Origin of the sequence: Ornithinimicrobium pulveris, assembly GCF_050261105.1 — a bacterium.
GTDB lineage: Bacteria > Actinomycetota > Actinomycetes > Actinomycetales > Dermatophilaceae > Ornithinicoccus.
The window spans coordinates 1-26,108 of the sequence record NZ_CP189837.1 but is presented as its reverse complement, the minus strand read 5'-3'; the positions used below and the strand labels follow the sequence as shown (position 1 = coordinate 26,108).

The 26,108-nt window shown below is 69.2% G+C and carries 22 protein-coding genes and 2 tRNA genes; 8 read left to right on the top strand and 16 right to left on the bottom strand.

Annotated elements, in window-relative coordinates:
• The first annotated feature begins 33 nt into the window (after window positions 1-33).
• From queC to ACQBAT_RS00105, 4 genes are all read left to right on the top strand, one after another.
• A complete protein-coding gene (queC, locus tag ACQBAT_RS00120) occupies window positions 34-732 on the top strand; it encodes a 7-cyano-7-deazaguanine synthase QueC (protein ID WP_420747756.1) in 699 nt (232 codons plus the stop codon).
• Window positions 729-1,364 (top strand): 7-carboxy-7-deazaguanine synthase, encoded by a 636-nt coding sequence (gene queE / locus ACQBAT_RS00115; RefSeq protein WP_420747757.1) that lies wholly within the window; start codon window positions 729-731, stop codon window positions 1,362-1,364. The genes queC and queE overlap by 4 nt, the downstream gene beginning before the upstream one ends.
• Window positions 1,361-1,735 carry a 6-carboxytetrahydropterin synthase QueD gene (gene queD, locus ACQBAT_RS00110; RefSeq protein ID WP_427197718.1) on the top strand — a complete coding sequence of 125 codons (375 nt, stop codon included), beginning with the start codon at window positions 1,361-1,363 and terminating at the stop codon, window positions 1,733-1,735. The genes queE and queD overlap by 4 nt, the downstream gene beginning before the upstream one ends.
• 107 nt (window positions 1,736-1,842) lie before the next feature.
• Window positions 1,843-2,319: a VUT family protein gene (locus ACQBAT_RS00105; RefSeq protein ID WP_427197717.1), complete on the top strand. Its 477-nt coding sequence runs from the start codon at window positions 1,843-1,845 to the stop codon at window positions 2,317-2,319.
• Between the two features lie 345 nt (window positions 2,320-2,664).
• On the opposite strand, the gene ACQBAT_RS00100 is transcribed toward ACQBAT_RS00105, so the two are convergent.
• Both ACQBAT_RS00100 and mobF read right to left on the bottom strand, forming a co-directional pair.
• Entirely contained in the window at window positions 2,665-5,076 is a 2,412-nt protein-coding gene (locus tag ACQBAT_RS00100; protein WP_420747759.1) for an ATP-dependent DNA helicase, read from the bottom strand.
• A complete protein-coding gene (mobF, locus tag ACQBAT_RS00095) occupies window positions 5,043-6,440 on the bottom strand; it encodes a MobF family relaxase (RefSeq protein WP_420747760.1) in 1,398 nt (465 codons plus the stop codon). Before mobF ends, ACQBAT_RS00100 begins: the two co-directional genes overlap by 34 nt.
• Before the next feature lie 290 nt (window positions 6,441-6,730).
• On the opposite strand from mobF, the gene ACQBAT_RS00090 reads away from it, so the two are divergent.
• Together ACQBAT_RS00090 and ACQBAT_RS00085 are read left to right on the top strand one after the other, a co-directional pair.
• Window positions 6,731-6,979 carry a helix-turn-helix domain-containing protein gene (locus ACQBAT_RS00090; protein ID WP_420747761.1) on the top strand — a complete coding sequence of 83 codons (249 nt, stop codon included), beginning with the start codon at window positions 6,731-6,733 and terminating at the stop codon, window positions 6,977-6,979.
• The gene (locus ACQBAT_RS00085) at window positions 6,976-8,193 is read left to right on the top strand and encodes a tyrosine-type recombinase/integrase (RefSeq protein ID WP_420747762.1); all 1,218 of its coding nucleotides are present in this window, start codon (window positions 6,976-6,978) and stop codon (window positions 8,191-8,193) included. The genes ACQBAT_RS00090 and ACQBAT_RS00085 overlap by 4 nt, the downstream gene beginning before the upstream one ends.
• Window positions 8,194-8,456: 263 nt before the next feature.
• Here the strand turns inward: ACQBAT_RS00085 and ACQBAT_RS00080 are convergent, their stop codons facing one another.
• The 6 genes from ACQBAT_RS00080 to ACQBAT_RS00055 form a co-directional block, all read right to left on the bottom strand.
• Entirely contained in the window at window positions 8,457-9,161 is a 705-nt protein-coding gene (locus ACQBAT_RS00080) for a TetR/AcrR family transcriptional regulator (protein ID WP_420747763.1), read from the bottom strand.
• Between the two features lie 195 nt (window positions 9,162-9,356).
• The gene (locus tag ACQBAT_RS00075; RefSeq protein ID WP_420747865.1) at window positions 9,357-10,145 is read right to left on the bottom strand and encodes a DUF2382 domain-containing protein; all 789 of its coding nucleotides are present in this window, start codon (window positions 10,143-10,145) and stop codon (window positions 9,357-9,359) included.
• Window positions 10,146-10,252: 107 nt separating this feature from the next.
• Complete coding sequence (locus ACQBAT_RS00070; RefSeq protein WP_420747764.1) at window positions 10,253-11,047, bottom strand: mechanosensitive ion channel family protein; 795 nt, start codon at window positions 11,045-11,047, stop codon at window positions 10,253-10,255.
• A gap of 258 nt (window positions 11,048-11,305) precedes the next feature.
• Window positions 11,306-11,378 (bottom strand) — tRNA-Ala (locus ACQBAT_RS00065).
• Between the two features lie 83 nt (window positions 11,379-11,461).
• On the bottom strand, window positions 11,462-11,593 hold the full coding sequence (locus ACQBAT_RS00060; RefSeq protein ID WP_420747765.1) for a DLW-39 family protein: 132 nt from the start codon (window positions 11,591-11,593) through the stop codon (window positions 11,462-11,464).
• A gap of 94 nt (window positions 11,594-11,687) precedes the next feature.
• Window positions 11,688-11,764, bottom strand: a tRNA-Ile gene (locus ACQBAT_RS00055).
• Window positions 11,765-11,872: 108 nt separating this feature from the next.
• Between ACQBAT_RS00055 and ACQBAT_RS00050 the strand changes: the two genes are divergently transcribed.
• Both ACQBAT_RS00050 and ACQBAT_RS00045 read left to right on the top strand, forming a co-directional pair.
• Window positions 11,873-12,787, top strand: coding sequence for an ABC transporter ATP-binding protein (locus ACQBAT_RS00050; RefSeq protein ID WP_420747766.1), 915 nt, complete (start codon window positions 11,873-11,875; stop codon window positions 12,785-12,787).
• Window positions 12,784-13,629 (top strand): ABC transporter permease, encoded by an 846-nt coding sequence (locus ACQBAT_RS00045; RefSeq protein WP_420747767.1) that lies wholly within the window; start codon window positions 12,784-12,786, stop codon window positions 13,627-13,629. Before ACQBAT_RS00050 ends, ACQBAT_RS00045 begins: the two co-directional genes overlap by 4 nt.
• Window positions 13,630-13,790: 161 nt before the next feature.
• Here the strand turns inward: ACQBAT_RS00045 and ACQBAT_RS00040 are convergent, their stop codons facing one another.
• From ACQBAT_RS00040 to dnaA, 8 genes are all read right to left on the bottom strand, one after another.
• Window positions 13,791-14,630 (bottom strand): DUF3566 domain-containing protein, encoded by an 840-nt coding sequence (locus tag ACQBAT_RS00040; RefSeq protein ID WP_420747768.1) that lies wholly within the window; start codon window positions 14,628-14,630, stop codon window positions 13,791-13,793.
• On the bottom strand, window positions 14,627-17,392 hold the full coding sequence (gyrA, locus tag ACQBAT_RS00035) for a DNA gyrase subunit A (protein WP_420747769.1): 2,766 nt from the start codon (window positions 17,390-17,392) through the stop codon (window positions 14,627-14,629). Before gyrA ends, ACQBAT_RS00040 begins: the two co-directional genes overlap by 4 nt.
• A gap of 23 nt (window positions 17,393-17,415) precedes the next feature.
• Window positions 17,416-19,536 (bottom strand): DNA topoisomerase (ATP-hydrolyzing) subunit B, encoded by a 2,121-nt coding sequence (gyrB, locus tag ACQBAT_RS00030; RefSeq protein ID WP_420747866.1) that lies wholly within the window; start codon window positions 19,534-19,536, stop codon window positions 17,416-17,418.
• A gap of 240 nt (window positions 19,537-19,776) precedes the next feature.
• A complete protein-coding gene (locus ACQBAT_RS00025) occupies window positions 19,777-20,367 on the bottom strand; it encodes a DUF721 domain-containing protein (protein WP_420747770.1) in 591 nt (196 codons plus the stop codon).
• Window positions 20,364-21,689 (bottom strand): DNA replication/repair protein RecF, encoded by a 1,326-nt coding sequence (locus ACQBAT_RS00020; RefSeq protein WP_420747771.1) that lies wholly within the window; start codon window positions 21,687-21,689, stop codon window positions 20,364-20,366. Before ACQBAT_RS00020 ends, ACQBAT_RS00025 begins: the two co-directional genes overlap by 4 nt.
• A 9-nt stretch (window positions 21,690-21,698) precedes the next feature.
• On the bottom strand, window positions 21,699-22,682 hold the full coding sequence (gene gnd / locus ACQBAT_RS00015) for a phosphogluconate dehydrogenase (NAD(+)-dependent, decarboxylating) (protein ID WP_420747772.1): 984 nt from the start codon (window positions 22,680-22,682) through the stop codon (window positions 21,699-21,701).
• A 74-nt stretch (window positions 22,683-22,756) separates the two neighbouring features.
• Window positions 22,757-23,890, bottom strand: coding sequence for a DNA polymerase III subunit beta (dnaN, locus tag ACQBAT_RS00010; protein ID WP_420747773.1), 1,134 nt, complete (start codon window positions 23,888-23,890; stop codon window positions 22,757-22,759).
• A gap of 733 nt (window positions 23,891-24,623) precedes the next feature.
• Entirely contained in the window at window positions 24,624-26,108 is a 1,485-nt protein-coding gene (dnaA, locus tag ACQBAT_RS00005) for a chromosomal replication initiator protein DnaA (protein ID WP_420747774.1), read from the bottom strand.

Sequence of the window (26,108 nt, the reverse complement as noted above, 5' to 3'; positions counted from 1 at the left end):
GGCTGATCGGACCGATTGGAGAAGGTGTTGGAGATGACGCGGAAGGCCATCGTCCTGCTGAGCGGGGGCCTGGACTCGACAACCGTTCTCGCGATTGCGAAGGAGCAAGGTTTCGAACCGTACGCGCTGAGCTTCCGCTACGGCCAGCGCCACGAGATCGAGGTCGAAGCAGCGCAGCGCGTCGCTGAGGCCGCAGGGGTGGTGCGGCACGTCGTGTGCAACCTCGACCTGCGGGTCTTCGGCGGATCAGCGCTGACCTCGGACGTCGAGGTGCCGAAGCACGACTCGGTTGACGAGATCGGTGACGACGAGATCCCCCTCACCTACGTCCCGGCGCGCAACACCGTGTTCCTGTCCTACGCGCTGGCTTACGCCGAGGTGGTGGGCGCCAGCGACATCTTCATCGGGGTCAGCGCCTTGGACTACTCCGGATACCCCGACTGCCGGCCCGAGTACATCGCGGCCTACGAGCGCATGGCCAACCTCGCCACCCGCGCGGGGGTGGAGGGTAACGGACTCAAGATCCACACCCCGCTGATCGACCTGACGAAGGCACAGACCGTCCAGGTCGGAACGCGGCTCGGGGTCGACTATTCGTTGACCTCCTCCTGCTACGACCCGGGTGACCAGGGCCGTCCATGCGGTCATTGCGACTCCTGCCTCCTCCGCCTCAAGGGTTTCGCGGAGGCGGACCTCAAAGATCCCCTCGAGTACCAGGACGAGCCGGCATGACGTACAAGGTCAAGGAGATCTTCTATACGCTCCAGGGCGAGGGTGCTCACGCCGGACGCCCGGCGGTGTTCTGCCGCTTCAGTTCGTGCAACCTGTGGACGGGTCGGGAAGCCGATCGCGAGCGAGCGATCTGCAAGTTCTGTGACACCGACTTCGTCGGCACCGATGGCGAGGGTGGCGGAAAGTTCCGCGAAGCAGAGGCGCTTGCCGAGGCCGTGGCGTCGAAGTGGCCGGTGAACGGCGGCGGACGTCCGATGGTCGTCTGCACCGGCGGCGAACCTCTGCTTCAGTTGGACGTTGAGGCCATCGCCGCCTTCCACGACCGCGGCTTTTACGTTGCGGTCGAGACAAACGGGACTGTTGCTCCGCCGCCCGGGGTCGACTGGCTATGCGTCAGCCCGAAGATCGGCTCACGGCTCGTCGTCAAGAAGGGCCAGGAACTCAAGTTCGTCGTCCCTCAAGGCGGCGTCGACCCGACAGCCTTCGAGCATCTCGACTTCGAGAGCTTTCGCGTCCAACCGATGGACGGCCCGGAAGTCGCGGCCAACACCGCACTGGCCGTGCAGTTCTGCCTCGACCACCCGCTTTGGCAACTCAGCCTGCAGACGCACAAGCACCTAGGAATTCCGTGACCTACCACTCCGAGATCTACCGCGAGTTCACGTTCGAGGCCGCACACCGATTGCCAAACGTCCCGGAAGGCCATAAGTGTGCCCGCCTGCACGGGCACTCGTATCAGGCTGCGGTCCATGTCTCTGGCCCTGTTGGACAAACCACGGGTTGGGTCCAAGACTTCGGCGATATCAAGGCAGCGTTCAAGCCGCTTGAGGACCAACTCGATCACCACTACCTCAATGATGTCCCTGGGCTCGAGAACCCCACGAGCGAAGTGCTGGCTAAGTGGATCTGGGACCGACTCGTGCCTAAACTCCCGAATCTGAGAGAGGTGCGCGTGCGCGAAACCTGCACCTCCGGATGCATTTACCGTGGAGGGGACCAATGAGTACGCTACTTCAACGCGCACGACCGGCAGGCAGTGCCGAGCGGTCGAAGGCGGCACTCGGGGTGGCGGTGGTCGCGTACGTCGCGGCGGTCGTACTAGCTAATGTAGTGACTGAGCGCCTGGGCTTAGTATCCGTGGGCTTTGGTTTGCTGGTTACGGCAGGTACTTACGCTGCCGGGTTCGCCTTATTGGCTCGTGATTTCGTCCACCGTTTCGGCGGCCGGGGGTGGGGTCTAGCCGCGATCGCAATGGGCGGCGCCATCTCATGGGCGCTGTCGTCACCAGCGTTAGCCGTTGCCTCGACGGTCGCGTTCGTGAGCGCGGAACTGGTCGACTTCGGGGTCTACGTACCAATCAGGCGAGCCAAAGGTTTTATCCAAGGAGCTCTTGTCTCAAATATCGTCTCCGCCCCAATCGACACCTTCGTGTTCTTGTCGCTCGCGGGTTTCCCGCTGACCATGGAAACGGTTGTCGGCCAGTTCATAGGCAAGGTGTTGTGGGCGACCGCCCTTCCTCTGTCGCTATATTGGTTGGGGCGACGATGGTTCGCGTCAGAAAGACCACGCGTCCAGGCGAATGAGTAGTCCGATGAAGATCGGCGTCGACTGCCTCCCTATCGAACATGGCGCGCCATCTGCCACGGGCATGACGCCGGAGTCGTGCTGATCTAGTGCGCGGCCAGACCGTGCTGGTCACGGTGAGAGTGTCGTGGGCGGTTAGGCGGAAGGGTGGCCGAGAGGCCACCCTTCCGCCCCAAAGCAGGTCATCGCCTCCCTTGCCCTCTGCGCATCCAGAACCCCTGAAGCTTGCACTGAATACGTGGCTTTCCAAGCCCAAGCCGCTTGGGCCATCTTCAGGCATGGATATCGGCATTGCGGCATGTAGCGCGGCGGCGAACCACGTGGACTCAGCCTTGGTCGGGGGACCGATCACCGGGAAGGACCAGACGCTTCACGTGAGGCGTTGTCATGGAGCGCATGACGCTCTGCTCGTCGCTGGCTGGCTCGGAGGCTGTTGCCACCAGCGTCTGTCTTCGGATTCGACACGTGGGGAGCCGAGGTCCGCGCGCTCACTCGCCGGATTAGTCGGGTCTGGTGCCTTGCTGCCTCGGGTTCCTTGATGGGCGGGCCGGTGGGGCTGGGCTCGGTGTGTGGGAGGCCCTGTGCGGCTCGCCAGATGGCGAGGTCGCCGATGAACTGGTCGTCCACGTGCGATGGCAGTGCCCGTTGCCATGGCATCTGGTCGGATGCGCCTGCCTGCCGGGCTTCGTCGGCGATGCGCTGCTTGAGGTCGTCGATCCGCTGGGCGAGCCGGTTGAGGTAGTCGCTCGTACCTGGGTCCTGGCGTAGGACGGGTGGGACGTCGGGCAGCCAGGGCAGCGGTGCATCCCGGTACGGGGGCGGGGTGGCGCCGGCGATGCGCCAGGCGAGGGCGGCGGCGGGGTCGTCGGCCTCGGTGAGGGACTGGGTGCCGCGGTACCAGGTGGCCTCCTCTACCACCCTCTGTGGCGGGGTCCCGTCGGCCCAGCGCAGCGCGAGCTGGCCCCGCAAGTGTGGGTATGCCGGCTGCCCGGGCAGGCCCGGTAGCCACCGTTCGAGCGCGTCGTCCAGAGCAGCCATCTGTTCGTGGCCGAGGTGTTGCTGGGCTAGGACCGGTAGGGCGTCCTGGTAGGCCAGCACCGCCTCACGCAGCAACTGGGCGGCGTCGCCACGCTCGACGGTCGTGGCGGACTGGGCGCGGCCGTCGCGGGTGAGGATGTCGGTGAGCACCTGCCGCGGCTCCACCACCGTGTCTTGCACCTCCGGACCGACGGCATCCAGCGAGGCGGTGGGTGTGGGGAGGTAGAGGTGGTTGGTCTGCCGGCCACGGGAGAGTGCCACGTACAACGCCTGACGGGACTCTGCACCGGTCAGGACTGTGTGGGTGGTGTCCACGGTCGCGCCCTGGGCGCCGTGAATGGTGCTGGCGTACCCCAGCTGCACATGCTCCGCCACGTACTCCGCCGGCAGGGTGAGGTGGGCAGGCCTCCTCCCTCCTCCGTCATGGTGGCGTTCGACCGACACGGCCCCGTCCGGGTGGACCGCGAGGAGACGCCACCGGTCGCCGTTCTTGACCCAGGACCCGTCCGTGCCGCGCAGACTTCGGTCGTTGCGGCGGGTGATCACGGTGTCGCCGGCGCTGGCGCGGGTGCCGTCCCTTAGGCTCACGTCGCAGCCGGGAGGCTGCTTAGTAGCCTCGAAGCGGTCCTGCCGGGCGCGCTGGTTCAGCTCGCGCACGGTGTCCCGGGTCGCGGCCAGCAGCAGGCTGGACAACCCGACCTGCTGGTCGGCGACCCAGGCCGCGTACGCCGCCTCGACCACGTCCGCGGTGTCGCCGCTGTGGACGCGGCCGTGGTCGACGTAGTGATCGAGCGCGGCGGGGTCGGTGAACCGGTGCAGCTCGGTCAACGTCGCGGTGGTGCCGTGCGCGTGGCCCTGCTCGGCCAGGTCACGGAAGATCCCACCGGCGGCCACGGCAGCCAGCTGCTGGTCGTCCCCGACCAGGCGCACGCTGCCGCCCGCGTCGACCACCTGCCGGACCACGGCCGCGAGGTCGCGGGTGCCGGCCATGCCGGCCTCGTCGATGAGCACCAACGTTCCCGGACCGACCGCTCCACCCAAGGCGGACGTCGTCCCCGTTCCCGGAGAGGCACCTGCCACGGCGTTCTGGTGGAGGTGCCTGGCGAGGGTGTCGGTGCGCATGCCGGTGGCGCGGCCGAGCTCCTCGGCCGCGACCGCGGTCGGAGCCAGGCCGAGTATCGGGCCGCCGGAGGCCTCCCATGCCCGGGCGAGCACCCGCAGCGCAGCGGTCTTGCCAGCGCCGGCCGGGGCGAGGGCGACCTGGACCCGGCACCCGCTGGTGGCCAGGCTGTGGACCATCGCGGTCTGCGACCGGTCCAGCGGCAATCCCGCGTCTGTCTGCTTGGTGAGAGCAGCCTCAACCCCGCCGGGGTCGGCCTGGCGGCCGTCGCGTCGCAATCCCAGGGCCAGCAGCTCGTCCTCGGCGGCCAGGATCGCCCTGGAGGTGTAGGCCTGGCTGCCGTGCACGGTGTGGGTGGGCTGTCCGTCCGGTCGGCGCAGCACCTCAGGTTCGCCCAGCTGCGGTGGTACGCCGACGGGGACCGAGAAGCGCTGCAGGACCCAGCGTTCGACCTCACGCGCGTGCTCCTCGAGCCTGTCCAGGGAGACTTGGGCAGTGCGGAGCTGGCGCAGCGCCTCTGCGCGCACATGCCACACCTGCCACGTGGCCCGCGAGCCCTCCAGCACCTTCAGGACCCGTGCGGCGACGACCTGGGGACGCACGCCCCCACCCCCGCGCTGCCGGGGAGGTGTCCCGGGAGCGTCCCCACCCGATGACCTGCGCCGATACCCGCGTCTCTACTGCGCTCCCGGTTGCGTCCCCCCCGCGCCCCCACCGCCGCGGCGACCATGCCTTCTGGGCTGCGCCCGTCGGGGGCGAGCACGGCGGTGGCCTGCTCCCGCCAGGCCCCCCGCTGCTCGGCCTCGGAGCGGGGTTCGTGCTTGTCTGGCCGCGTCTCCAGGTTCGCCTGCTGCGCCAGCGCCAACGCCTCGATCGTGGTGGGGTTCCGGCCGTGGTCGGAAAGGAACGCCGAGGCGAGCTCGGACTGGCGGGTCTCGATCGCCTGCCGCCGGGACGACCACGCGGACAGCAGAGCCGGGTCGACGCCGGCGATCTCCCGCACCGAACGCTTGCCTTCCTGCCCTGGACGGTCGACGAACCGGACGCCGAGCCGCTCGACGAGCCCAGCTTCGAGGTGGGTGTTGTAGTGCTCGGAGGCCATGACCTTGGCCTTGAACAGCATCCGCCCGTCGAGGGTGAGCCACCGGCCACCTTCCTCGGAGAGGGACTGGACCTTGTTGGAGACGACGACGTGGGTGTGCAGGTCCGGGTCCCCGGTGCGCGAGTCGCGGTGGTCGAACGCCGCCGCCACCAACCCGGTCACCGGGACCTGGCGGATGCCGCCCTTGCCAACCCGGGTGAACGCCACCTCACGCTCGAGCATCGCCAGCGTGGCTCGGACGGCGTCCTCGTGCGCGGCCTCCATCTGGTTCGCGACCTCGGGATTGGCGAGGGCCCACAGGGTCGAGACCGACTTCACCGGGGAGAACGTCAGGTCGAACCCGGCCACCGGCACCTGCCCCGGCCGCGACGCCCTCGCGACGAACCTCGTCAGCTCGGCCTCGTCCGCCGGGGCGCGGCCGTGCCGCTGCTCGAACGCCTCCTGGGCCACCTGGGTGCGGATCGCCGCCCGCTCCTGCGCCGGGATGGGGGCGTTCCACGCCAGGCTTCGTGACGTGTTGTGCTCGCTGAACGCCCGCGCCGTCAACTGCCGCAGCGTCGTGGCGTCGAAGGTCGGGAACGCCCGCCCCAGCGCGCCCCACCCCTTCACAGCCGCCTCGGGCTCGTCGGAGCGCGGGTGGCGGCCCTGCCCGAAGAGCAGCTTCATCTGCTCCTCGGTGACCACGTCACCCTCGGCCAGGTCGAGACCGGCCAGCCCCGTTCCCAGCCAGCGCCCGGGCGCCTCGCCCTTCTCCTCGTAGTAGGAGGCGAGGCCGACCTGCCGCCTCTCGGTGGCGTCGTGGGCGGCGACCTGCTTGGTGAGGTACGTGTATCCGGACCCGGCGGCGAGCTTGTGCAACGTCATCACGTATACCAAATGCGGCCGAACGAGCCCCAGGGGTTCACGAGTTTCACCGAGTGCAGTGGGTGTGTCCTCGATCTGCTTCTGCAGCGCTGTCGGTGGGTCTGTCGGTCGGTCGCGGAGCTGCTCGAACAAAGTCAGAAAGACGTGAGTCCCAGGGGTGGGTCTCGGCCGCATATGGGGGTAGGCGGATTCGTCGTCGAGTGGGTTGTCCACAGGGACGGTCGAGTGCCTGCCTGGTCCGCACGGGATCTGGCCTACTGGAGGTTGGTCCCTGAACGAAGGGAGTGGACATGTCGACGATGGCAAGCGGAGGTCCGGAGCAGCGGCGCAAGGCACCGGTCGGGCCGCTGCAGCGGCGGTGGTACAGCGTGCCCGAGGTGGCGGAGATGCTCGGTTACGGGCCGACGAAGGTGCGGATGATGTGCATCTCCGGCGACCTGCGCTCGCTCAAGGACGGCGGGTCGCGGCGCATCCTGCCTGCGTGGGTCGACGAGTACGTCGCCAAGCGGGCCGCCGAGGCGGAGGCGGACTGGCCGTGAGCAGGCGGGCGAACGGGGAGGGGTCGATCTACCCCTACCGGAACGGCTTCGCGGCCCACGCGTGGATCACCACTCCCGCGGGCCGGCGCCAGCGCAAGTCGGTCTACGGCAAGACCAGGGCCGAGGTCCACGAGAAGTGGCTGCGGCTGCACGAGCAGGCGCGGCGCGGCCCGGTCGTCCCGGTCTCGCCCAAGCTGCGCGACTTCCTGGAGCAGTGGCTGACGGAGACCGTGCGCCCCGGGCTCTCGCCGGCTACGGCGAGCAACTACGAGATGTTCTCCCGGCTCTACATCGTGCCGGACCTGGGGGACCGCAAGCTCGAGAAGCTCTCGGTCCGCGACGTCCAGACCTGGGTCAACGAACTGCGGGTGCGGTGCCAGTGCTGCTTCCAGGGCAAGGACGCCGCGCGGCCCGAGCCGCAGTGCTGCGCACGTGGGCAGTGCTGCCACGAGGTCGCCTCGGAGTGGACGGTCCACCAGGCGTGGCGCGTGTTACGCGGGGCACTCACCCAGGCGATGCGCGAGGAGCTCGTCCTCCGCAACGTGGCCGCGCTCGTGCGCGTGCCCGTGCCCCGGGCGAAGCGATCGGCCGTGTGGTCCGTGGACGACGCTCGGCGCTTCCTCGAGTCCGCCCGTGACGCCCGGGATGCGATGTATGCGGCCTACGTGCTGCTGCTCGTGCTCGGGCTACGCCGGGGCGAGGTGCTCGGCCTGGCGTGGGAGGACGTCGACCTGGAGCAGGGCGAGGCGTACATCGCCTGGCAGGTCCAGCGGGTCGACGGCCAGCTGCTCCGGCGACGGACGAAGACCCCTGCCTCCGACGCTCCGCTGCCGCTGCCGGACATCGCCGTGCGGGCCCTCGAGCGGCACCGGGCCCAGGAGAACCGGCGACGGCTCGCGGCCGGCGACATGTGGGGCGACTGCGGCCTCGTCTTCACGACCCGGCTCGGTGACCCGCTCGACCCGCGCAACTTCCACACGGCGTTCAAGACCCGGGCGCGCAAGGCCGGCGTCCCGATCATCCCGGTCCACGCCACGCGGCGGACCTGTGCGAGCCTGCGCGTCTCGCTCGAGGTGCACCCGCGAGTGGCGATGGCAGTGCTGCGGCACAGCCGGATCTCGATGACGATGGAGGTCTACTCCCAGGTCTCGGCGCAGGCCACCCGCGAGGCACTGCGTCAGCTCGGCGGACAACTGGGCGGCTCTGCTGGCTAGGGCGGCTGCAGCACCCGTGCGACAAACGCGGATGTCACGGTTCGACGACAAATGCGAATGTCGGCGAACCGTGACATTCGTGAATGTCACAGATCCGTGACATCTCGGGTGGAGGTGGGCCGCATGCTCAGGACGGTCAAGGACCCGGGTGCGGCGGTGCGCCGAGCGCGCCGGGAGGCCGGGCTCAGCCAGCAGGCGCACGCGGACAACGGCGGTGACTCAGCGCCTTGCTGGCCGGTGCGCAGCGGCGGGCCGCGCCGTACTCATTGGCTCAGGGACATCTCGAACCTGTCGGTGAGGGTCTCCAGGGCGATCTCGAACTCCTGAGCGCTCTTGTCCTGGCTCAGCAGGGGCCGCAGTCGGGTGATGCTGGGCATCTGCGTGAGGTCCAGATCGGCGTCGTCGCCGGGGATGTCGGCGTTGCCTTCGTCGAGGGGTTCCTCGACCGGACCGGTCTCGGCGCCCTGCTGCGCTGACTCCAGCAGGAGGTGACCGAGCAGGAAGGAGCTGAACGCCTGGTAGGCCTCGACGGTCTGCTCGTCGGAGAACCCGTGGCTGTGCAAGGTGGTGAGGAAGTGCTCGACGACGTCCAGCCGGCGCAGCGGCGGCCGCAGCCAGGGGGCAGCGGGGTGCCGGGTGGCGACGAGGGGAAACGCTTGGGGGTGCTCGGTGGCGACGGCACGGACCTGGTGCGCCAGGCTCTGCAGGTAGCCCTGCCACGTGCTGGCGAGCTCCTCGTCCAGGCCGGGCAGGATCCCCTCGAGGAGATGGTCGACGACGGCTTCGAGGAGGTCCTCGCGACCTGAGACATGGCGGTACAGCGCCATGCCCTCCACCCCCAGCTCTGCGCCCAGCTTGCGCATCGTCAGTCCCTGGGCGCCGCGCGCGTCGATGAACTGCAGCGCCGTGGTCACGATGACGTCGCGGCTCAACCGGGTCCTGGTCGCGGTCGTCCTGGGTCTGGCCACCTGAGGCTCCCTCGCGTCTGTCGACTGGGTTGACTCGGTCCACAGTAACCCGGTCGCCCCGTGCTCTCCCGAGGTGAGGACGCCCCTGCGCCGGTCAACCGCCGCGCGGAAGCCGGCCTCCTTCTCGGAAGCTGCAGAAGCCCCGTGGCCCCGCCACCCGTCAGGGCAGCGGGACCACGAGGCGTGAGGGACTGATCAGCCGCGGTCGGTGCGGTGCTCGGGCACGTCGGCCTCGATCTCCTCCTTGCGGACGTCCTCGGTGACCTCCACCTGCTCGGTGACGGTCTCCTTGCCGAGGCTGACGCGCTCGACCGGGACGGTCTCCTTGTCCACCACGACGCGCTCCTCGGACAGGACGACCTCGTGCTCCTCCTCGGTCAGGTCACCACCGGCCAGGGCCTGGTCGCGGTTGGCCTCGGTGATGGGCTCACGCTCCAGGCGCACCTCCTCGCGCTGCACGGGGACGGTGGTGGTGACGTTCTCCGTCACGATGTACTTGCGCAGCCGCGCCCGGCCGGTCGCCACGTTCTCGGTGTGGACGTCCAGGCGCTCCTCCGAGCGGGTCATCGCGTCGTCGGTGTTCGGGCCCGACGTGTCGTGCCCGACGTTGGTGTCCACGCCGGTGGTCCCGACGGCGCTGTCCTGCCTGCCGGAGGTGTCGCCCCCGGCCCCGTTGAGGCCGTAGTAGCGGTAGAGCTCGGCCTCCTGCCGCTCGCTGAGGTGGTGGTCGGCCTCCACCCGGGGGGCGTCCTTGATGAACTCCGTTGCGTAGGGCACGCGAACCTCGCGCCCCTGGACCGAGGCGGACTGGAGCGGGACGAACGTCTCGCTGGTCCCGAACCACCCGGTGCTGACGGTGACCCACTCGGGGCGGCCGCTCTCGTCGTCCAGGTAGACCTGGCCGACCTTGCCGACCTTGTCGCCGGACTCGTCCAGGACGACACCGTCGTTGAGGAGGTGGTGGACCTGCTCGTCGGTAATCATGGTCATGCTCCCATCTGTCGAGTGGAATGTTTACCTTGTAAACGTAGGGCGGGTGACACCTGCCGGCAACCTGATGCGGCACCCCCCGCCGTAGTCGACCTCTGCGCTCAGTGCTTGGCGCGGTCGAACGGCACGTCGGCCGGGCTCGCGCCGTTGCCGGGGCGGGTGCGCGCCTCCGTCGCCTCGACCTTGGCCTTGGCCTGCTGGGCCTGCTCCTTCAGCGAGGGAGCCTTGGCAGCCTCGGCCTTGATGTTCTCCGACTCCTCGGCCATGGTGTTCAGGTAGCGCTCCCACCGGGCCTGCATCGGCTTGATCAGGCCACCGCCGACCCCGACGACGAGGATGCCGCCGATGGTCGCGAGCACGGTGATCAGGACCGGCAGGGTCACGGTGGTGGCGACGCCGACCTGGTTGAGGGCCGCGATGACGCCCAGGCCCAGGATGAACACCGCGGCCAGGTTCGCCAGGATGTTGCCGTAGGACAGCCCACCGAGGGTGTTGGAGATCAGCTCCTTGACCGCCGCCGCGATCGCGGCCGCGATCACGATGATGATGATGGCGACGATGACGCTGGGCAGGAAGGCGATCACCCGCGTGAGCAGCTCGCTGATGGGGTTGGGCCCGAAGACGCCGAACGCCATCTGCAGCACGAACAGCAGCAGGGTGTAGTAGACCAGCTTGCCCACGATCGAGGAGGGGTCGTACGTCGACTTCCCCAGGGCCTTCTTCACCCCGCCGCGCTCGACCGCCCGGTCGAAGCCGACGCGCTCGAGGACCTTGTCGACGGCCTTCCCGATGGCCTTGGCCACCAGCCAGCCCACCACGAGGATGAGCAGGAACAGGACGACCTTGGGGACGTAGACGACCAGCGTGGTCCACAGCTGGTCCAGGGCGTTCTCCATGATGACTTCTCTCTGTCAGGGTATGACGCGTGCCAGCAATGTTTACGGGGTAAACGTCCGGGGCGCAACCCGAGTCGCCACCCAGGGGCAGCCCGCGGGATCGGCGGCAGCGCGCCTTCGAGTGCGCTGCCCGCGGGCCCATGCTGACCACATACCCGCAGGTCAGGGCGATACGAGGCGCATCTGCTGCAGTACTTTGCTGGGGTACGGGCACGAAAGAGGCCCTCCCCGCGGAGCGGGAAGGGCCTCTGACCTGGGTGGAGGCGACCGGACTCGAACCGACAACCCTCTGCTTGCAAAGCAGATGCGCTACCAATTGCGCCACGCCCCCGAGCGTGTTGCTGCAGTCAGGTTGCCCTGCTTCAGCTGGTGATTAACTTGTGTTGTGCGTGTGGTGTGCGCAGAGCGAGTGACTCAGCGCGCGTGCGCGCCGGTCACATCGTCAGTGGCCTCGGCCCACAGGTCCCGCTCGGCCTGCTGATCCTGCATCTTCTTCAGGACTGCAAGCCCAGCCGCAGCGGCGGCGATGAACAGAAAGCGCTTCATGGATCGAACTCCTTGGCTCAAGAACTGGTGCGTCGGCGGCGATCTCAGCGTCTCATCACCATCGACGCGAGGTCGGCTGGTCGTGAACGGCGGGTGGTGGGCCTAACTGGACTTGAACCAGTGACCTCTGTCTTATCAGGACAGCGCTCTAACCGACTGAGCTATAGGCCCGCGCGCCGCACGAGATTACCTCACCGCAGGCCCGCGCACCAAAACAACGCCGAGCACACGGCATACGGGGCGGCGGAGCGGAGCCGAGCACCACGTAGGGTGACCAGCATGGAGCCCGCCGTCACCGCCCGAGGGCTCACCATGGCCTACGGCGACAATGTCGTCCTCGACGGCATCGACTTGGAGATCCCGACCGGCCAGGTAGTCGCGCTCCTCGGCCCCAACGGCGCGGGCAAGACCACCACCGTGGAGATCCTGGAGGGCTTCCGCAAGCCCTCGGCCGGGACCGTGAGCGTCCTCGGCCAACGCCCCGACACGGCGCCCGAGGCGTGGCGCGCCCGGGTCGGGGTGGTCCTGCAGAGCTGGCGCGACCACGCGACCTGGCGGGTGCACGACCTGGTCGAGGTGATGGGCACCTACTACCGCCCGTGGTCCACCCCCGAGACGCCCCGTCCGTGGCAGACCGATGAGCTGCTCGAGCTGGTCGGGCTCGGACCCAAGAGCGGATCACGGATCGACTCCCTCTCCGGCGGCCAGCGCCGCCGCCTCGACGTCGCCGTCGGGCTCGTCGGCCGCCCCGAGCTGCTCTTCCTCGACGAGCCCACCACCGGTCTCGATCCGGCCGGCCGCCGCGACATCCACGACCTCATCGCCAGCCTGCGCGACGCCAACAGCCAGCAGGGCACCACGATCCTGCTCACCACCCACGACCTCACCGAGGCCGAGAAGCTCGCCGACCGGCTCCTCATCCTCGCCGGCGGCCGGATCGTGGCCGACGGCAATCCGGACGCGCTGCGCCACCAACTCTCCCGCTCCAGCGAGGTCCGGCTGCGCGACCTGGCCACGGGCGAGGTGAGCGTGCACCACGACCCGGACCCCACGGCATACCTGACTCGGGTCCTGGCCGAGCGCCCCGGCGAGGTCCAGGTCGTCGAGGTGCGCGCGAGCAGCCTGGAAGACGTCTACCTCGACATCGTGCGCGACGCCGCCCAGCCCGCTCCAGACCACCAGGAGAGCGCATGAGTCCCACCGCCGCCGTGCTTAGCGCCGCCTGGCAGCAGGCCAAGGTGGTGCTGATCCGCAAGTACACCTCGTTCGCCGGCGTCGGCAGCCTCGTCCTGGCCGCCGTGATCCTGGGCGTGCTGTGGTTCATCCGGGACGCGGACTTCGGCGAGGAGGCGATCAACGCGGGCGTCTACGTGTTCACCGGCTTCCTCGCCTTCGGCATCATCGCCGCGGCCGTGATGGGCGTCGCGGGCGAGCTGCAGACCGAGCGTGAGGACGGCACGCTGCTGCGCGCCAAGGCGGTGCCGCACGGGATGACCGGTCACCTGATCGCCAAGCTCATCGTCACCCCGTTCGAGGCGGTGCTGCCGATCCTGCCGGTGGTGGTGGGCGCCACGCTGCTGCTGCCGGGGGTGATGCCGACGAGCGTGGGGCCGTGGCTGCTGCTGGTCGTGGTCTTCCTGCTCGCCGTCGCCGCGATGATGCCGTGGGGCGCGATCCTCGGGTCGATCTTCCGGACGATGCTCGGTCTGGCGTGGGCGATGATCGCCCTGTATGCCGTGGCCTTCATCTCGGGGTTGTTCTTCCCGGTCGTAGCGCTCCCCACGTGGCTGCAGTGGATGGCGCAGGCGACCCCGATCTATTGGATCGGGTCGGCGCTGCGGATGATCCTGCTGCCGGAGGCGGGGGAGCTGGAGTTCGGCGGGGAGTACCGCGTCGGCCTCACCCTGATCGTGCTGCTCGGGTGGGCCATCGTGGGGATGGCGCTCGCCCCGGTCCTGCTTCGCCGTATGGCGCGTCGCCAGTCCGGCAGCCAGGTCGCCGCGGCGCGGGACCGGTTGCTCAGCCGGGGGTACTGACCCTGAGCAGGTAGGTCAACCACATCGATCGGACCCGGCCACGCCCGTGTCAGCCTTGCTGTGAATGCCCCGGTTTGATCCAGCCAACGGCGCCAGAGCGTACCGAATCGGGGCACTCACAGGCAGATGATGTGCTCAGGTGCTCACGCTGACCGAGCAGGTCACTCGTCGGACAGCGTCACCTGGGCGCCGCCGACGAGGGCCGCGCAGATGTTGTAGAGGAAGGCCGTCAGGGTGGCCAGCGCGGTCAGCAGGAAGACGTTGAGGACGCCGATCACCGCGGCCAGCGAGACGACGCGGCCCAGGCCCAGGTAGTCCATCAGGTCGAAGGTCGGACCACCGGTCTCACCGCTGGTGACCTGGTCGAAGAAGTCGCTGACCGTGGAGAAGACGTTCATCCCCGACAGCACGGTCCACAGCACCGCCACCATCACCACGCCGGCGATGCCGAGCGCGACGGAGACCAGGAAGCTGATCTTGAGCACCGACCACGGGTCGATCCGCTGGGCGGTCAGCCGGACGCGGCGCGGGCCACCCCGGCGCGGGGGGCGCGGCGGACGCGGGGCTCCGGTGCGGGCGGTGCCCTGGTTGGTGCGAGCGGTCCGGGCGCCGAACTCGGTCGTCGACGACGAGCCGCCACGCTGACCGGCCGGACGTTCCCCAGCGGGAGCCCGACCAGCGCTGGCGCCCGCGGCCGACCCGGAGGCCAGGCCAGCGGTGGCTCCCTTGAGCGCACGCGCCTTGCGGGCTGCGAGGTCGCGACCCTGGGCCGTACGAGCCAGGGCACCGTCGCGCATCTTGGCGGCCGTGGAGGTGCGACCGTCGCCGCCCTCACCCTTGCCAGCGTTGCTCGGGCTGTCCTTGCTCGCCTTGGCCTCATCGGCGGAGGCGGCACCGTGGTCGCGAGCAGCCTGGTCGCGAGCAGCCTGGTCCTTGGCAGGAGCGTCGGAGGAGCGCTCGTCAGCGCCTGCCCGGGCGTCCACCTGGGTCTCGTCGCTCATTCCTCGCCCTCCGCACTGCTGCCGGTGTCACTCGTGCCAGTGTCGCTACTGCCAGTGTCGCTGCTGTCGGTGCCCGCATCCTGGTCGGTCCCGGACTCCTCCGACGGTACGCCATCCGTCCCACCAGCAGAGACATCCTCGCCGGTGACGTCGGCACCTGCTCCATCGGCGGTCTCGTCGTCCGTGTCGTCCGCAACGACGTCCGCGACCTCCTCGGCAGCCTCGGGGTTGCGCGCCACGGCCACGATCGAGTCGTTCTTGCCCGGGCGCGCGAAGATGACGCCCTGGGTGTCCCGGCCGGTGACCCGGACCCCCTGCTCACCACCGACCGCCGAGCGCACTACGTTGCCGCGCTCGGTGAGCACGAGGACCTCGTCGGTCTCGTCCACCAGGAGGGCACCGACCACGGCGCCGGCCTTCCCGGTGGCCTTGGCCACCTTGATGCCCACGCCGCCACGACCCTGCACCCGATACTCCGAGACCGGAGTGCGCTTCGCCATACCGGACTCGAAGACGACGAAGACGAACGGATCGGTGCCCGAGGGGACCACCTGCATCGCCAGCAGCTGGTCCTCGCCGCGGAACTTCATGCCGGTGACACCAGAGGTGGCGCGCCCCATCGGCCGCAACGTGTTGTCGCTGGCCAGGAAGCGCACGGACTGGCCACCGCTGGAGACCAGCAGCACGTCGTCCTCGGCGGAGGTGAGCGCGGCGCCGACCAACTCATCGCCCTCACGCAGGTTGACCGCGATCAGCCCACCGGAGCGGGGGGAGTCGTAGTCGGTGAGGCGGGACTTCTTGACCAGGCCGTTGCGGGTGGCGAGCAGCAGGTAGGGCGCCTGCTCGTAGCTCTCCAACGGCAGCACCGAACGGATCCGCTCACCGGGCTGGAAGGCCATCAGGTTGGCCACGTGCTGACCCTTGCCGGTCGGACCGGACTCGGGGAACTCGTAGGCCTTGGCGCGGTAGACCCGGCCCTGATCGGTGAAGAAGAGCATCCAGTGGTGGGTGCTGGTGACGAAGAAGTGCTCGACCACGTCGTCGGCGCGCAGGGCAGCGCCACGCTTGCCCTTGCCGCCACGATTCTGCGCACGGTATTCACGCACCGGGGTGCGCTTGACGTAGCCACCCCGGGTGATGGTGACGACCACGTCCTCCTCGGGGATGAGGTCCTCCATCGACATGTCGCCGTCGAAGGCATGGATCGTGGTGCGTCGGTCATCGCCGTACTTGTCGACGATCTCGGCCAGTTCCTCGGAGACGATCGAGCGCTGCTGCTCGGGGGAGGCCAGGATCGCCTTGAGCTCCTCGATCTGCGCCTGCAGAGCGTCGTGGTCGGCCACGATCCGCTCGCGCTCCAGGGCGGCCAGCCGGCGCAGCTGCAGGTCCAGGATCGCGCGCGCCTGGAGTTCGTCGATGTCCAGCAACTCCATCAGCCCGGTGCGGGCCTCATCGGCGGAGGGGCTGCGGCGGATGAGGGCAATGACCTCATCGAGCTGGTCCAGCGCCTTGAGATAGCCACGGAAGACGTGGATCTGACGCTCGGCCTCGCCCAGCCGGTGCTGGGTGCGGCGGACGATGACTTCGATCTGGTGGTCCACCCAGTGCCGGATGAAGGCCGAGATCGGCAGCGTGCGCGGCACCCCGTCGACGAGGGCCAGCATGTTGGCGCCGAAGGACTGCTGCAGCTGGGTGTGCTTGTAGAGGTTGTTGAGGACGACCTTGGCGACGGCGTCGCGCTTGAGCACGATGACCAGGCGCTGCCCGGTGCGGCCGGAGGTCTCATCGCGCAGGTCGGCGATGCCAGTGATCCGGCCCTCCTTGATCAGCTCGGCCATCTTGCGGGCCAGGCTGTCCGGGTTGACCTGGTAGGGCAGCTCGGAGACGACCAGGCAGGTGCGCCCGTTGATCTCCTCGACCTCGACGACGGCGCGCATGATGATCGAGCCACGACCGGTCCGGTAGGCATCCTCGATGCCCTTGCGGCCCATGATCAGCGCGCCGGTCGGGAAGTCCGGGCCGGGGATGATCTCGAGCAGCTTCTCCAGCAGCTCCTCACGGGAGGCGTCCGGGTGGTCCAGCAGCCACTGGGCACCGGAGGCGACCTCGCGCAGGTTGTGCGGCGGGATCTGCGTGGCCATCCCGACCGCGATCCCGGCCGAGCCGTTGACCAGCAGGTTCGGGAAGCGCGCGGGCAGGACCGAAGGCTCCTTGGTCTTGCCGTCGTAGTTGTCGACCATGTCGACGGTGTCCTCGCGGATGTCGCGCACCATCTCCATGGCCAGCGGGTGCATCCGGCACTCGGTGTAGCGCGGGGCGGCCGCCGGGTCATCACCCGGTGTGCCGAAGTTGCCCTGGCCCTGGATGAGGGGGTACCGCATCGACCAGTCCTGCACGAGGCGGACCATCGCGTCGTAGATCGCGCTGTCACCGTGCGGGTGGTAGTTGCCCATGACGTCGCCGACGACGCGCGCGCACTTGTTGAAGCCGCGGTCGGGGCGATAGCCACCGTCGTACATCGCGTAGAGCACCCGGCGGTGCACCGGCTTGAGGCCGTCGCGCACGTCCGGCAGGGCGCGCGCCACGATCACGCTCATCGCGTACTCGATGTAGCTGCGCTGCATCTCGGCGTTGAGGTCGATCGGCTCGACCCGGTCGGTGCCGTCGGTGGACAGCGCGTTCTCCAGCGCCTCGTCCGCGGTCAGCGGCTCCTCCGGCAGGTCCGGGGTCTCGGGCACGTCGGTGGTCTCGTCGTCAGCCATGATTCCTTAGGTATGCCGAGTGGTCAGATGTCGAGGAAGCGCACGTCGCGCGCGTTGCGCTGGATGAAACTGCGGCGCGACTCCACGTCCTCGCCCATCAGGATCGAGAACAGCTCGTCGGCCTTGGCCGCGTCATCGAGGGTCACCTGCAGCAGGATGCGGGTGTCGGGGTTCATGGTGGTGTCCCACAGCTCGCTGTAGTCCATCTCACCCAGACCCTTGTAGCGCTGGATCCCGGTGTCCTTGGGCAACCGCCAGCCACGCTCCATCCCGGCCCGCACGAGCGCATCGCGCTCGCGGTCGGTGAAGGCGAACTCGTGCTCGGCGTTGGTCCACTTGATCCGGTAGAGCGGCGGCTGAGCGAGGTAGACATAGCCCGCCTCGATCAGCGGCTTCATGAACCGGAAGAGCAGGGTCAGCAGCAGCGTCCGGATGTGCATGCCGTCGACGTCGGCATCAGCCATCAGCACGATCTTGTGATACCGCGCTTTGGAGATGTCGAAGTCCTCACCGATGCCGGTGCCGAACCCGCTGATCAGCGCCTGCACCTCCTGGTTGGCCAGGATCTTGTCGATCCGGGCCTTCTCGACGTTGAGGATCTTTCCGCGGATCGGCAGGATCGCCTGGTTGTGCGGGTTGCGCCCGCGCACCGCCGAACCACCGGCCGAGTCACCCTCGACGATGAAGACCTCCGAGATCGTGGGGTCGTTGGACTGGCAGTCGCGCAACTTGCCCGGCAGCCCGCCGGACTCCAGCAACCCCTTGCGCCGGGTGGCATCGCGGGCCTTGCGGGCGGCGATCCGGGCGGTCGCGGCCTGGACGGCCTTGCCGACGATCTCCTTGCCCTCGCGCGGGTGCGCCCCCAGCCAGTGGCCGAGCTGGTCGGTCATCACCGACTGCACGAAGCCACGGACCTCGGAGTTGCCGAGCTTGGTCTTGGTCTGCCCCTCGAACTGCGGCTCACCCAGCTTGACCGAGATGACCGCGGTCAGGCCCTCGCGGATGTCCTCACCGGTGAGATTGGGGTCCTTCTCCTTGAGGATCTTGTTCTCCCGGGCGAAGTCGTTGACCAGGCGGGTCAGCGCGGCGCGGAAGCCCTCCTCGTGGGTGCCGCCCTCGTGCGTGTTCACCGCGTTGGCGTAGGTGTGCACCGACTCGGTGTAGGCACCTGTCCACTGCATCGCGACCTCGACGCCGAGCAGGCGATCGGTGTCCTCACCCTCGAAGGCGATGACCTCCTCGTGCACCGGCTCCGAGCGCTTGCTCTTGTTGAGGTGGGTGACGTAGTCGAGCAGCCCGTTGTCGTAGCGGTAGACGATGGTGCGCGGCTTGGTCGCGCGCTCGGCCGCGTCCGGGGCCTCGGGGGTCGCCTCCTCGGCGTCGACCTGCCCGGCACCGCTGTCCAGGTCCGCGTCGAGGTCCTCATCGATCGCGTCCACCGGGGCGGCCTCGCGTGGCCGCTCGTCGGTCAGCGTGATCGTCAGACCCTTGTTGAGGAAGGCGGTCTGCTGGAAGCGCGCGCGGATGGTCTCGTGATCGAACTCGACCGCGTCGAAGATGTCGGCGCTGGGCCAGAAGGTGATCGTGGTGCCGGTCTGACGCTCCTGCTCGTTGTCGGCCGGGCGTTCGGCGAGCGGCGCCTGCGGCACGCCGAGGGCGTAGGTCTGCTCATGCACCTGGCCCTTCTGCCGCACCTGGACGTCGAGCCGGCTCGAGAGCGCGTTGACGACCGAGGAACCCACGCCGTGCAGACCACCGGAGACCTTGTAGCCGCCGCCACCGAACTTGCCGCCCGCGTGCAGCTGGGTCAGCACCAACTCGACGGCCGGCTTCTTCTCCACCGGGTGGATGTCGACCGGGATGCCGCGGCCGTCGTCGCGCACCTGCACCCCGCCGTCGGCGAGCAGGGTGACGTCGATCCGGCTGGCGAAGCCGGCGAGCGACTCGTCGACCGAGTTGTCGACGATCTCCCAGACCAGGTGGTGCAGGCCCCGCTCACCGGTGGAGCCGATGTACATGCCCGGCCGCTTGCGGACGGCCTCCAGGCCCTCCAGCACCGTGATGGCGGAGGCGTCGTAGGCCGAGGCTGTCGCCAAGGAGTCCGGATCACCGTCCTGCGCGGGGGCCTGCGGAAGCTCCGGCATGGCTGGCTCGTCAGGAACCTCGGGACCGGTCGTCGGCACGCGGTACTCCTCGGGGTGGGGGTGAGAATGGGCAACGTCCCCATGTTACTTCACCGAGGGCCCCAGAACCGACTTTCCACACCCCAAATCCGGCCCGTAAAGGCCGATTTCCGCGCTTCCGCAGCGCTCGTCCCATCCCCTACACGTCAACTGGCCCCTGAGCGGCTCTGCGAGGCCTTTCTCCGTATGGCGTTTCCCACCTCAGCCGTACGTGTCCCGCGGCCCTCTGCCTCGGGTGGTGAGCGGGCCTTTACGCCAACTCGGACCGCCCGGTCCCTGCACCACGATCTCGGTCACCACGCCCGCGCCGACCTCCTGGTCGATCCGGGCCAGCACGGTGGAGACGAGCAGCCGCATCTGGGTCGCCCACGCCGTGGAGACCGCGCGCACGGTGAGCACCGAGCTCTCGAAGGCCACCACCTCCACATTGGCCGCGACCTGCTCCCCGACGATCGCTGGCCAGCGTCCGACGACCGCGCCGACCTGCACCCCGGGATCCCAGCCGCGGGAGGCGACGAGCCGGTCGACCTCGGCGCCGAGGCTGTGCGGTTCACGGTCGGTCCGCGATGCAGCCGCGCCCTGACCGACGGCCCGGCGCCGTCCTGCTCCGGCGGGGGATCCAGGTCTCAGCCCCTTGGCCCGCGCGCTCCGGCGGGCACGCGCCAGCGCCTCGTGTGCGGCGTGCAGGGGGTCGACGTCCTCCTCGGGGGCACCCGACTCCGCTCTGTCTGGTTCTGGCACACCCGGCGTGGGCAGCTCCGTCCCCGCCCTCCCCGGCGGCTGCTCGCTCACGAGGACCCACCCGCGTCCACGGAGTTGTCCCCATCGTCGTCATCCCCATCGTCACTGTCCGGCACGACGCTCCCAAGACTCACGTGCAGCACCGTGCCCCCCGCACGCCCGAGCAGGCTCTCCGGCACGTCCTGCGCCACGGCAGCCGTGACCAGCACCTGCTCGCAGTCGGCGACCAGCTCGGCCAACCGCTCCCGCCGCCCGGTGTCCAGTTCGGCGAAGACATCGTCGAGCACCAGGACCGGGTCGGTGCCCAGGTCGTGCCGTAGCAGTTGGAAGCCGGCCAGCCGCAGCGCGAGCGCCAGGCTCCAGGACTCTCCGTGGCTGGCGTAGCCCTTGGCCGGCAGTTCCCCGAGCGTGAGCAGCAGCTCGTCGCGATGCGGCCCGACCAGGCTGACCCCGCGCTCCTGCTCCTGCCCGCGCACCGCCTCGATCGAGTCCCGCAACGCCCCGACCAACTCCTCCTGCGCCGGCACCTGATCCTCGCCACCCTCTCCCGTGGCCACCTCTCCCGCCGCCAACCGGTCGGCCATCGGTCCCGACACCGAGGCCTTGTATGCCGCATCCGCCACCGTGTCGCTGTCACTGATCGTGCGGTAGGCCGCGCGCAGATAGGGGCGCAGGTCCCGCAGGAGCCGCAACCGGGCATACAGCAGGGCGCCGCCCACCTGGGCCAGCTGTTCGTCGAAGACGGCGAGTGTCGCGAGCGCGGACTCCCGCGCCTCCTCGAGGGTTTCGCCGGGAGCCAGCCGCGGAACGGCAGCCCGTCCGCCCCGGCCGCCAGCCTTGCGCCCGCGCCCGCTGCGCCAGAGGTGCTGGCCGGAGCGGAGCAGGGCGTTGCGCTGCTTGACCACCTTGTCGTAGTCAGCGCGCACCCCCGCCCACCGCGGCTGCCGCGCGACGAGCAGGTCATCGAGCAGCCGGCGCCGCTCGCTGGGGTCGCCCTTGACCAGAGCCAGGTCCTCCGGCGCGAAGAGCACCGTGCGCACGGTGCCGAGAATCTCCCGCTGCCGGGAGACAGGGGAGCGGTTCAGCCGCGCCTTGTTGGCCCGACCGGGCACGATCTCCAGCTCGACCAACGACTCGTGCCCGTCCCGCACGATCGCGGCCCGCACGATCGCGGTCTCGGCACCGGCCCGCACCAGGGGCGCATCCTGGGCGACGCGATGGCTGCCCAGGGTTGCGGCATACCCGGCCGCCTCGACGAGATTCGTCTTGCCCTGGCCGTTGCGGCCGAGCAGCACCGTGACGCCTGGGCGCAGCGCGACCGAGGCGCTCGGATAGCTACGGAAGTTGAGGAGCTCCAGGTGGCGCAGGTGCACGATGTGGGGTCAGTCGTGGTCCTGGTCGCCGGGGCGCTGCTCGCCCTCGTCCTGCTTGGGCTCGGCGCCGTGGTGCACCTCGACCTGACCCTCGTCCAGGTCGGCCTCGAGCATCTTGACCTTGTGGCCGCCGAACTGGCCGCGCAGCGCGGCGACCATCTGCATAGCGGGGGAGTTCTCCTGGCGGGAGGCGAAGCGGGCGAACAGAGCGGCCGCGAGCACCGGCATCGGGACGGCCATCTCGATGCCCTCCTCGAGGGTCCAGCGGCCCTCGCCGGAGTCGGTGGTGTACTCGCTGATGCCCTCCAGCTCGGGGGTCTCATCCAGCGCCTTGACCGCGAGGTCGAGCAGCCAGGAGCGGACCACGGTGCCGCGGCTCCAGGCCTGGAAGCAGCCCTGGACGTCCTTGACGATGTCCTTGGCGGCGAGCAGCTCATAGCCCTCGGCGTAGGCATGCATCAGGCCGTACTCGATGCCGTTGTGGACCATCTTGGCGTAGTGGCCGGCGCCGACATCGCCGGCGTGCACGAAGCCCTCCTCGCGCGGGCCCTCGGGGCGCAGCGCGTCGAAGATCGGCATCGCCTTCTCGATGTCCTCCTCACGGCCGCCGGCCATCAGACCGTAGCCGTTCTCCAGGCCCCAGATGCCGCCGGAGACGCCGCAGTCGACGTAGCCGATGCCCTTGGGGGCGAGCAGTGCGTCGAGCTCGGCGTCCTCGGTGAACTTGGAGTTGCCGCCCTCGATGACGAGGTCGCCCTCGCTGAGGAGCTCGCCGAGCGCCACCACGGTGGAGCGGGTGGGGTCCCCGTGCGGGACCATCACCCAGACCACCCGGGGGTCGCCGCCCTCGAGCGCCTCGACCAGCGCCTCCAGGCTGTCGACGTCACGGTGCGCGGGGTCCAGGTCGAAGCCGTAGACCTCGTGTCCGGCGCGGCGCAGGCGCTCGCGCATGTTGCCGCCCATCCGGCCCAGACCGATCATGCCGATCTTCATCGTGTCGACTCCTCGCGCTCGTATCGGGATCTGCGTGGTGGCTGCGCGGTCAGCTCAGCGAACGGCCTCGGTGATCAGCCCGCGAAGCGGACCGGCATCAGCACATAACGGTAGGACTCATCGGAGTCACCGTCGACCTCGGCCTGCCCGGACAGCACGGCCGGACGGCTGGGCTGGGTGAAGGCCAGCCGGGCGAAGGGGGCGTTGAGCACACCCAGCCCGTCGAGCAGGAACTGCGGGTTGAAGGCGATCTCCAGCTCGGGACCGGTCAGGGTGGCCTCCACGGCCTCGCTGCCCTGGGCGTCGTCACCGGTGCCCGCCTCGATCGCGACCTGGCCGTCGGTGAACCGCAGGCGGACCGGGGTGTTGCGTTCGGCGACGAGCGCCACGCGGCGGACCGCCTCGATCAGGGCCTGGGTGTCGACGACGGAGACGCTGTCGACGGAGTTGGGGAAGATCGAGGTGACCTTGGGGTACTCGCCGTCGAGCAGGCGGGTGGTGGTGCGGCGCTGACCGGCCTCGAAGCCGACCAGACCGTCGGAGCGGGAGCCATCACCGAAGGCGACATTGACCGAGGCCGCCGCCCCGAGCGACTTCGCGGTCTCGGACAGCGTGCGGGCCGGGATCAGGCTGACGTGGTTGGCCTCCGAGCTGCCCGGGCTCCAGGTCAGCTCGCGCATCGCCAGGCGGTAGCGGTCGGTGGCCAGCATGGTGATCTTGTCGCCATCGACCTCGACGCGGACGCCGGTGAGGATCGGCAGGGTGTCGCCGCGGTCGGCCGCGACGGAGACCTGGTGCACAGCCTGGGTGAAGACATCCCCGGCCACGGTGCCGCTGGTCTCGGCCTGGGCAGGCAGCTGGGGGTAGTCCGCGACCGGCATCTGGATCAGCGAGAACCGGCTCGAGCCACAGGTCAGCTGCACCTTGGCACCGTCGGTCGCGACCTCGACCGGCTTGGCCGGCAGGTTGCGGGAAATGTCGGCCAGCAACTTGCCCAGCACCAGGACCTGGCCGCCCTCACTGACCTCCGCCTCGACGGTGATCGTGGCCGAGACCTCGTAGTCGTAGGCCGACAGGGTCAGCGTCCCCTCCTCGTCAGCGGTGAGCAGGACACCTGCCAGCACCGGAACAGGCGGCCGGCTGCTCAGGCCACGAACGACCCAGGCCACGGCCTCGGAGAGGACATCGCGCTCGACACGAAACTTCACGACAGGTGCCTTTCGGCTCTCGGAGAACAGTGGCTCTCGCGGGCGAACTACAGACGTGCGGGCAGGCGAACCCGGCGCCAGCACGTGGGAGAGCAGCATGTCACGAGCAGGGCCACGGCACCACCCCGGGTCGAGAGCGATCCAGGTGGTGCTTCAGGAGTGGTTCCGGTGTCGATCGTGAGTGCTCTGAGCGGGGGTCAGCCCAGCAGGGACGTGGGACGAAGCTGATCTTCTCTAGAGGTTTCGTCGTCGTCATCGGGGTTGTGGACACTGTGGACAACCACCTGCGAATGACAGCTTTCCCGCAGGTCGGCACGCATCTGTGCCATCCCGTTCACCATGTGGACACCCTGTCCGGAGTGCTGGGGATGAGCAGCACCGGGATGTGGACACAGATCGACCGTCCACACGGCATACCCGGACGCACACCCCCTGTCCCCAGCCTGACCTGCACGGATCCGCAGCCTGTCCCCACCCTCATGCACAGCCCGCCGCGACACGGGTGAGGCAGATGTGACGCAGGAGAGTGTGTTCGGGGCGCGCCTCGACCAGGCGAATGTGACTCGGGTGAACGGTGAGCAACGACACACAGCGTTATCCACAGGTGTGGACAACCTCGGTCGGGTGCTGTCGCCCCTCGGTCGGGGGCTGCGCCCCCACCAGCCCCCGCCAACAGGTAGCTCGCTGCGCTCGCCTATCGATGTTCCGCTGAACCAGGCTTGCTGCGCTCGCGTCAGCGGGCGCTCGCCTTGCGGATGATGCCGGTGAGCTCGCTGATCTGGTCATAGAGCGCCCGGCGCTCGCCGATCAGCTGCCGGATCTTGCGGTCGGCGTGCATCACCGTGGTGTGATCACGGCCCCCGAACTCCTGGCCGATCTGCGGCAACGAGGCCTCGGTGAGCTCGCGGCACAGATACATCGCGATCTGCCGGGCGTTGACCAGGGCCCTCGAACGCGAGGTGCCGCACAGGTCGTCGACACCGATCTGGAAGTACTCCGCCACCTCGGCCATGATCGTCGGCATCGTGATCGCCGCGGCCTCGCCGCTGGGAATGATGTCCTTGAGCACGTGCGAGGCCAGGTCCGCGTCCGGCGGCCGACTGGAGAGCGAGGCGAAGGCGGTCACCCGGATCAGGGCTCCCTCGAGCTCGCGGATGTTCGTGGTGATCTTGCTGGCGATCAGCTCGAGCACGTCGTCCGGCAGCTCCATCCGCTCCTGGGCGGCCTTCTTCTTCAGGATCGCGATCCTGGTCTCCAGGTCCGGCGGCTGCACGTCGGTGAGCAGCCCCCACTCGAACCTGCTGCGGAGCCGCTCGGCGAAGCCAGACAGCTTCTTCGGCGGCTGGTCGGAGGTGATCACGACCTGCTTCTCGCTGTTGTGCAGCGTGTTGAAGGTGTGGAAGAACTCCTCGATCGTCTGTTCCTTGCCCTGCAGGAACTGGATGTCGTCGACGAGCAGGAAGTCGACGCTGCGGTAGCGCTGCTGGAAGGCGCCCGCCTTCTCGTCACGGATCGAGTTGATGAAGTCGTTGGTGAACTCCTCGGAGTTCACGTAGCGCACCCGCACCCCCGGATAGAGCTTGCGGGCATAGTGCCCGATCGCGTGCAGCAGGTGGGTCTTGCCCAGGCCGGACTCGCCGTAGATGAACAGCGGGTTGTAGGCCCGCGCCGGCGACTCGGCGACCGCGAGCGAGGCGGCGTGCGCGAACCGGTTCGAGCTGCCCGAGACGAAGGTCTCGAAGGTGTACTTCGGGTTCAGCCGGGCATCCTCGGCGCTGGTGGTCTGGACGGCGCCGTGGGTCGCGCCAGGCTGGGGGGTCCCCCGGCCGCCGTGAGCGCTCACCTGGTCCGAGGACGCGGTCCCGTATGCCGTGTCCGCCCCCGCGCTCGGCCCGTCGCCCTCGTCGTCGGCCGGCTCGTCATCGACAGCGTCGGCATCGAGCTGGCGCTGCAGATCCTCATCCACGGTGATGGCGAGCCGGACCTCCTGGCCGAGCTCGGCGGACAGCGCCTCGGTGATCGGGGTGCGCAGCGTGGTCTCGAGGACGTCCTTGGTTTGCGGGTACGGCACGGCGAGCAGCGCGGTGCTGTCCAGCAGTCCAACGAAGGTGGTCAACCCGATGTAGGCGCGGTCGCGTGGGGCGAGCCCGTTCTCCTCCAGGGTGGAGATGACGCGATGCCACACGGCCGAAGAATCCACCGGGGGCTGCTGCGTCAT

What these genes read in the sequence shown, in the direction of transcription:
- queC (WP_420747756.1), top strand. Translation starts at nt 34, where the DNA reads ATGACGCGGAAGGCCATCGTCCTGCTGAGCGGGGGCCTGGACTCGACA.
- queE (WP_420747757.1), top strand. Translation starts at nt 729, where the DNA reads ATGACGTACAAGGTCAAGGAGATCTTCTATACGCTCCAGGGCGAGGGT.
- mobF (WP_420747760.1), bottom strand. Translation starts at nt 6,440, where the DNA reads ATGACGTTGCACAAGCTCGCCGCCGGGTCCGGATACACGTACCTCACC.
- ACQBAT_RS00090 (WP_420747761.1), top strand. Translation starts at nt 6,731, where the DNA reads ATGTCGACGATGGCAAGCGGAGGTCCGGAGCAGCGGCGCAAGGCACCG.
- ACQBAT_RS00075 (WP_420747865.1), bottom strand. Translation starts at nt 10,145, where the DNA reads ATGATTACCGACGAGCAGGTCCACCACCTCCTCAACGACGGTGTCGTC.
- ACQBAT_RS00070 (WP_420747764.1), bottom strand. Translation starts at nt 11,047, where the DNA reads ATGGAGAACGCCCTGGACCAGCTGTGGACCACGCTGGTCGTCTACGTC.
- ACQBAT_RS00060 (WP_420747765.1), bottom strand. Translation starts at nt 11,593, where the DNA reads ATGAAGCGCTTTCTGTTCATCGCCGCCGCTGCGGCTGGGCTTGCAGTC.
- ACQBAT_RS00050 (WP_420747766.1), top strand. Translation starts at nt 11,873, where the DNA reads ATGGAGCCCGCCGTCACCGCCCGAGGGCTCACCATGGCCTACGGCGAC.
- ACQBAT_RS00045 (WP_420747767.1), top strand. Translation starts at nt 12,784, where the DNA reads ATGAGTCCCACCGCCGCCGTGCTTAGCGCCGCCTGGCAGCAGGCCAAG.
- ACQBAT_RS00040 (WP_420747768.1), bottom strand. Translation starts at nt 14,630, where the DNA reads ATGAGCGACGAGACCCAGGTGGACGCCCGGGCAGGCGCTGACGAGCGC.
- gyrA (WP_420747769.1), bottom strand. Translation starts at nt 17,392, where the DNA reads ATGGCTGACGACGAGACCACCGACGTGCCCGAGACCCCGGACCTGCCG.
- gyrB (WP_420747866.1), bottom strand. Translation starts at nt 19,536, where the DNA reads ATGCCGGAGCTTCCGCAGGCCCCCGCGCAGGACGGTGATCCGGACTCC.
- gnd (WP_420747772.1), bottom strand. Translation starts at nt 22,682, where the DNA reads ATGAAGATCGGCATGATCGGTCTGGGCCGGATGGGCGGCAACATGCGC.
- dnaA (WP_420747774.1), bottom strand. Translation starts at nt 26,108, where the DNA reads ATGACGCAGCAGCCCCCGGTGGATTCTTCGGCCGTGTGGCATCGCGTC.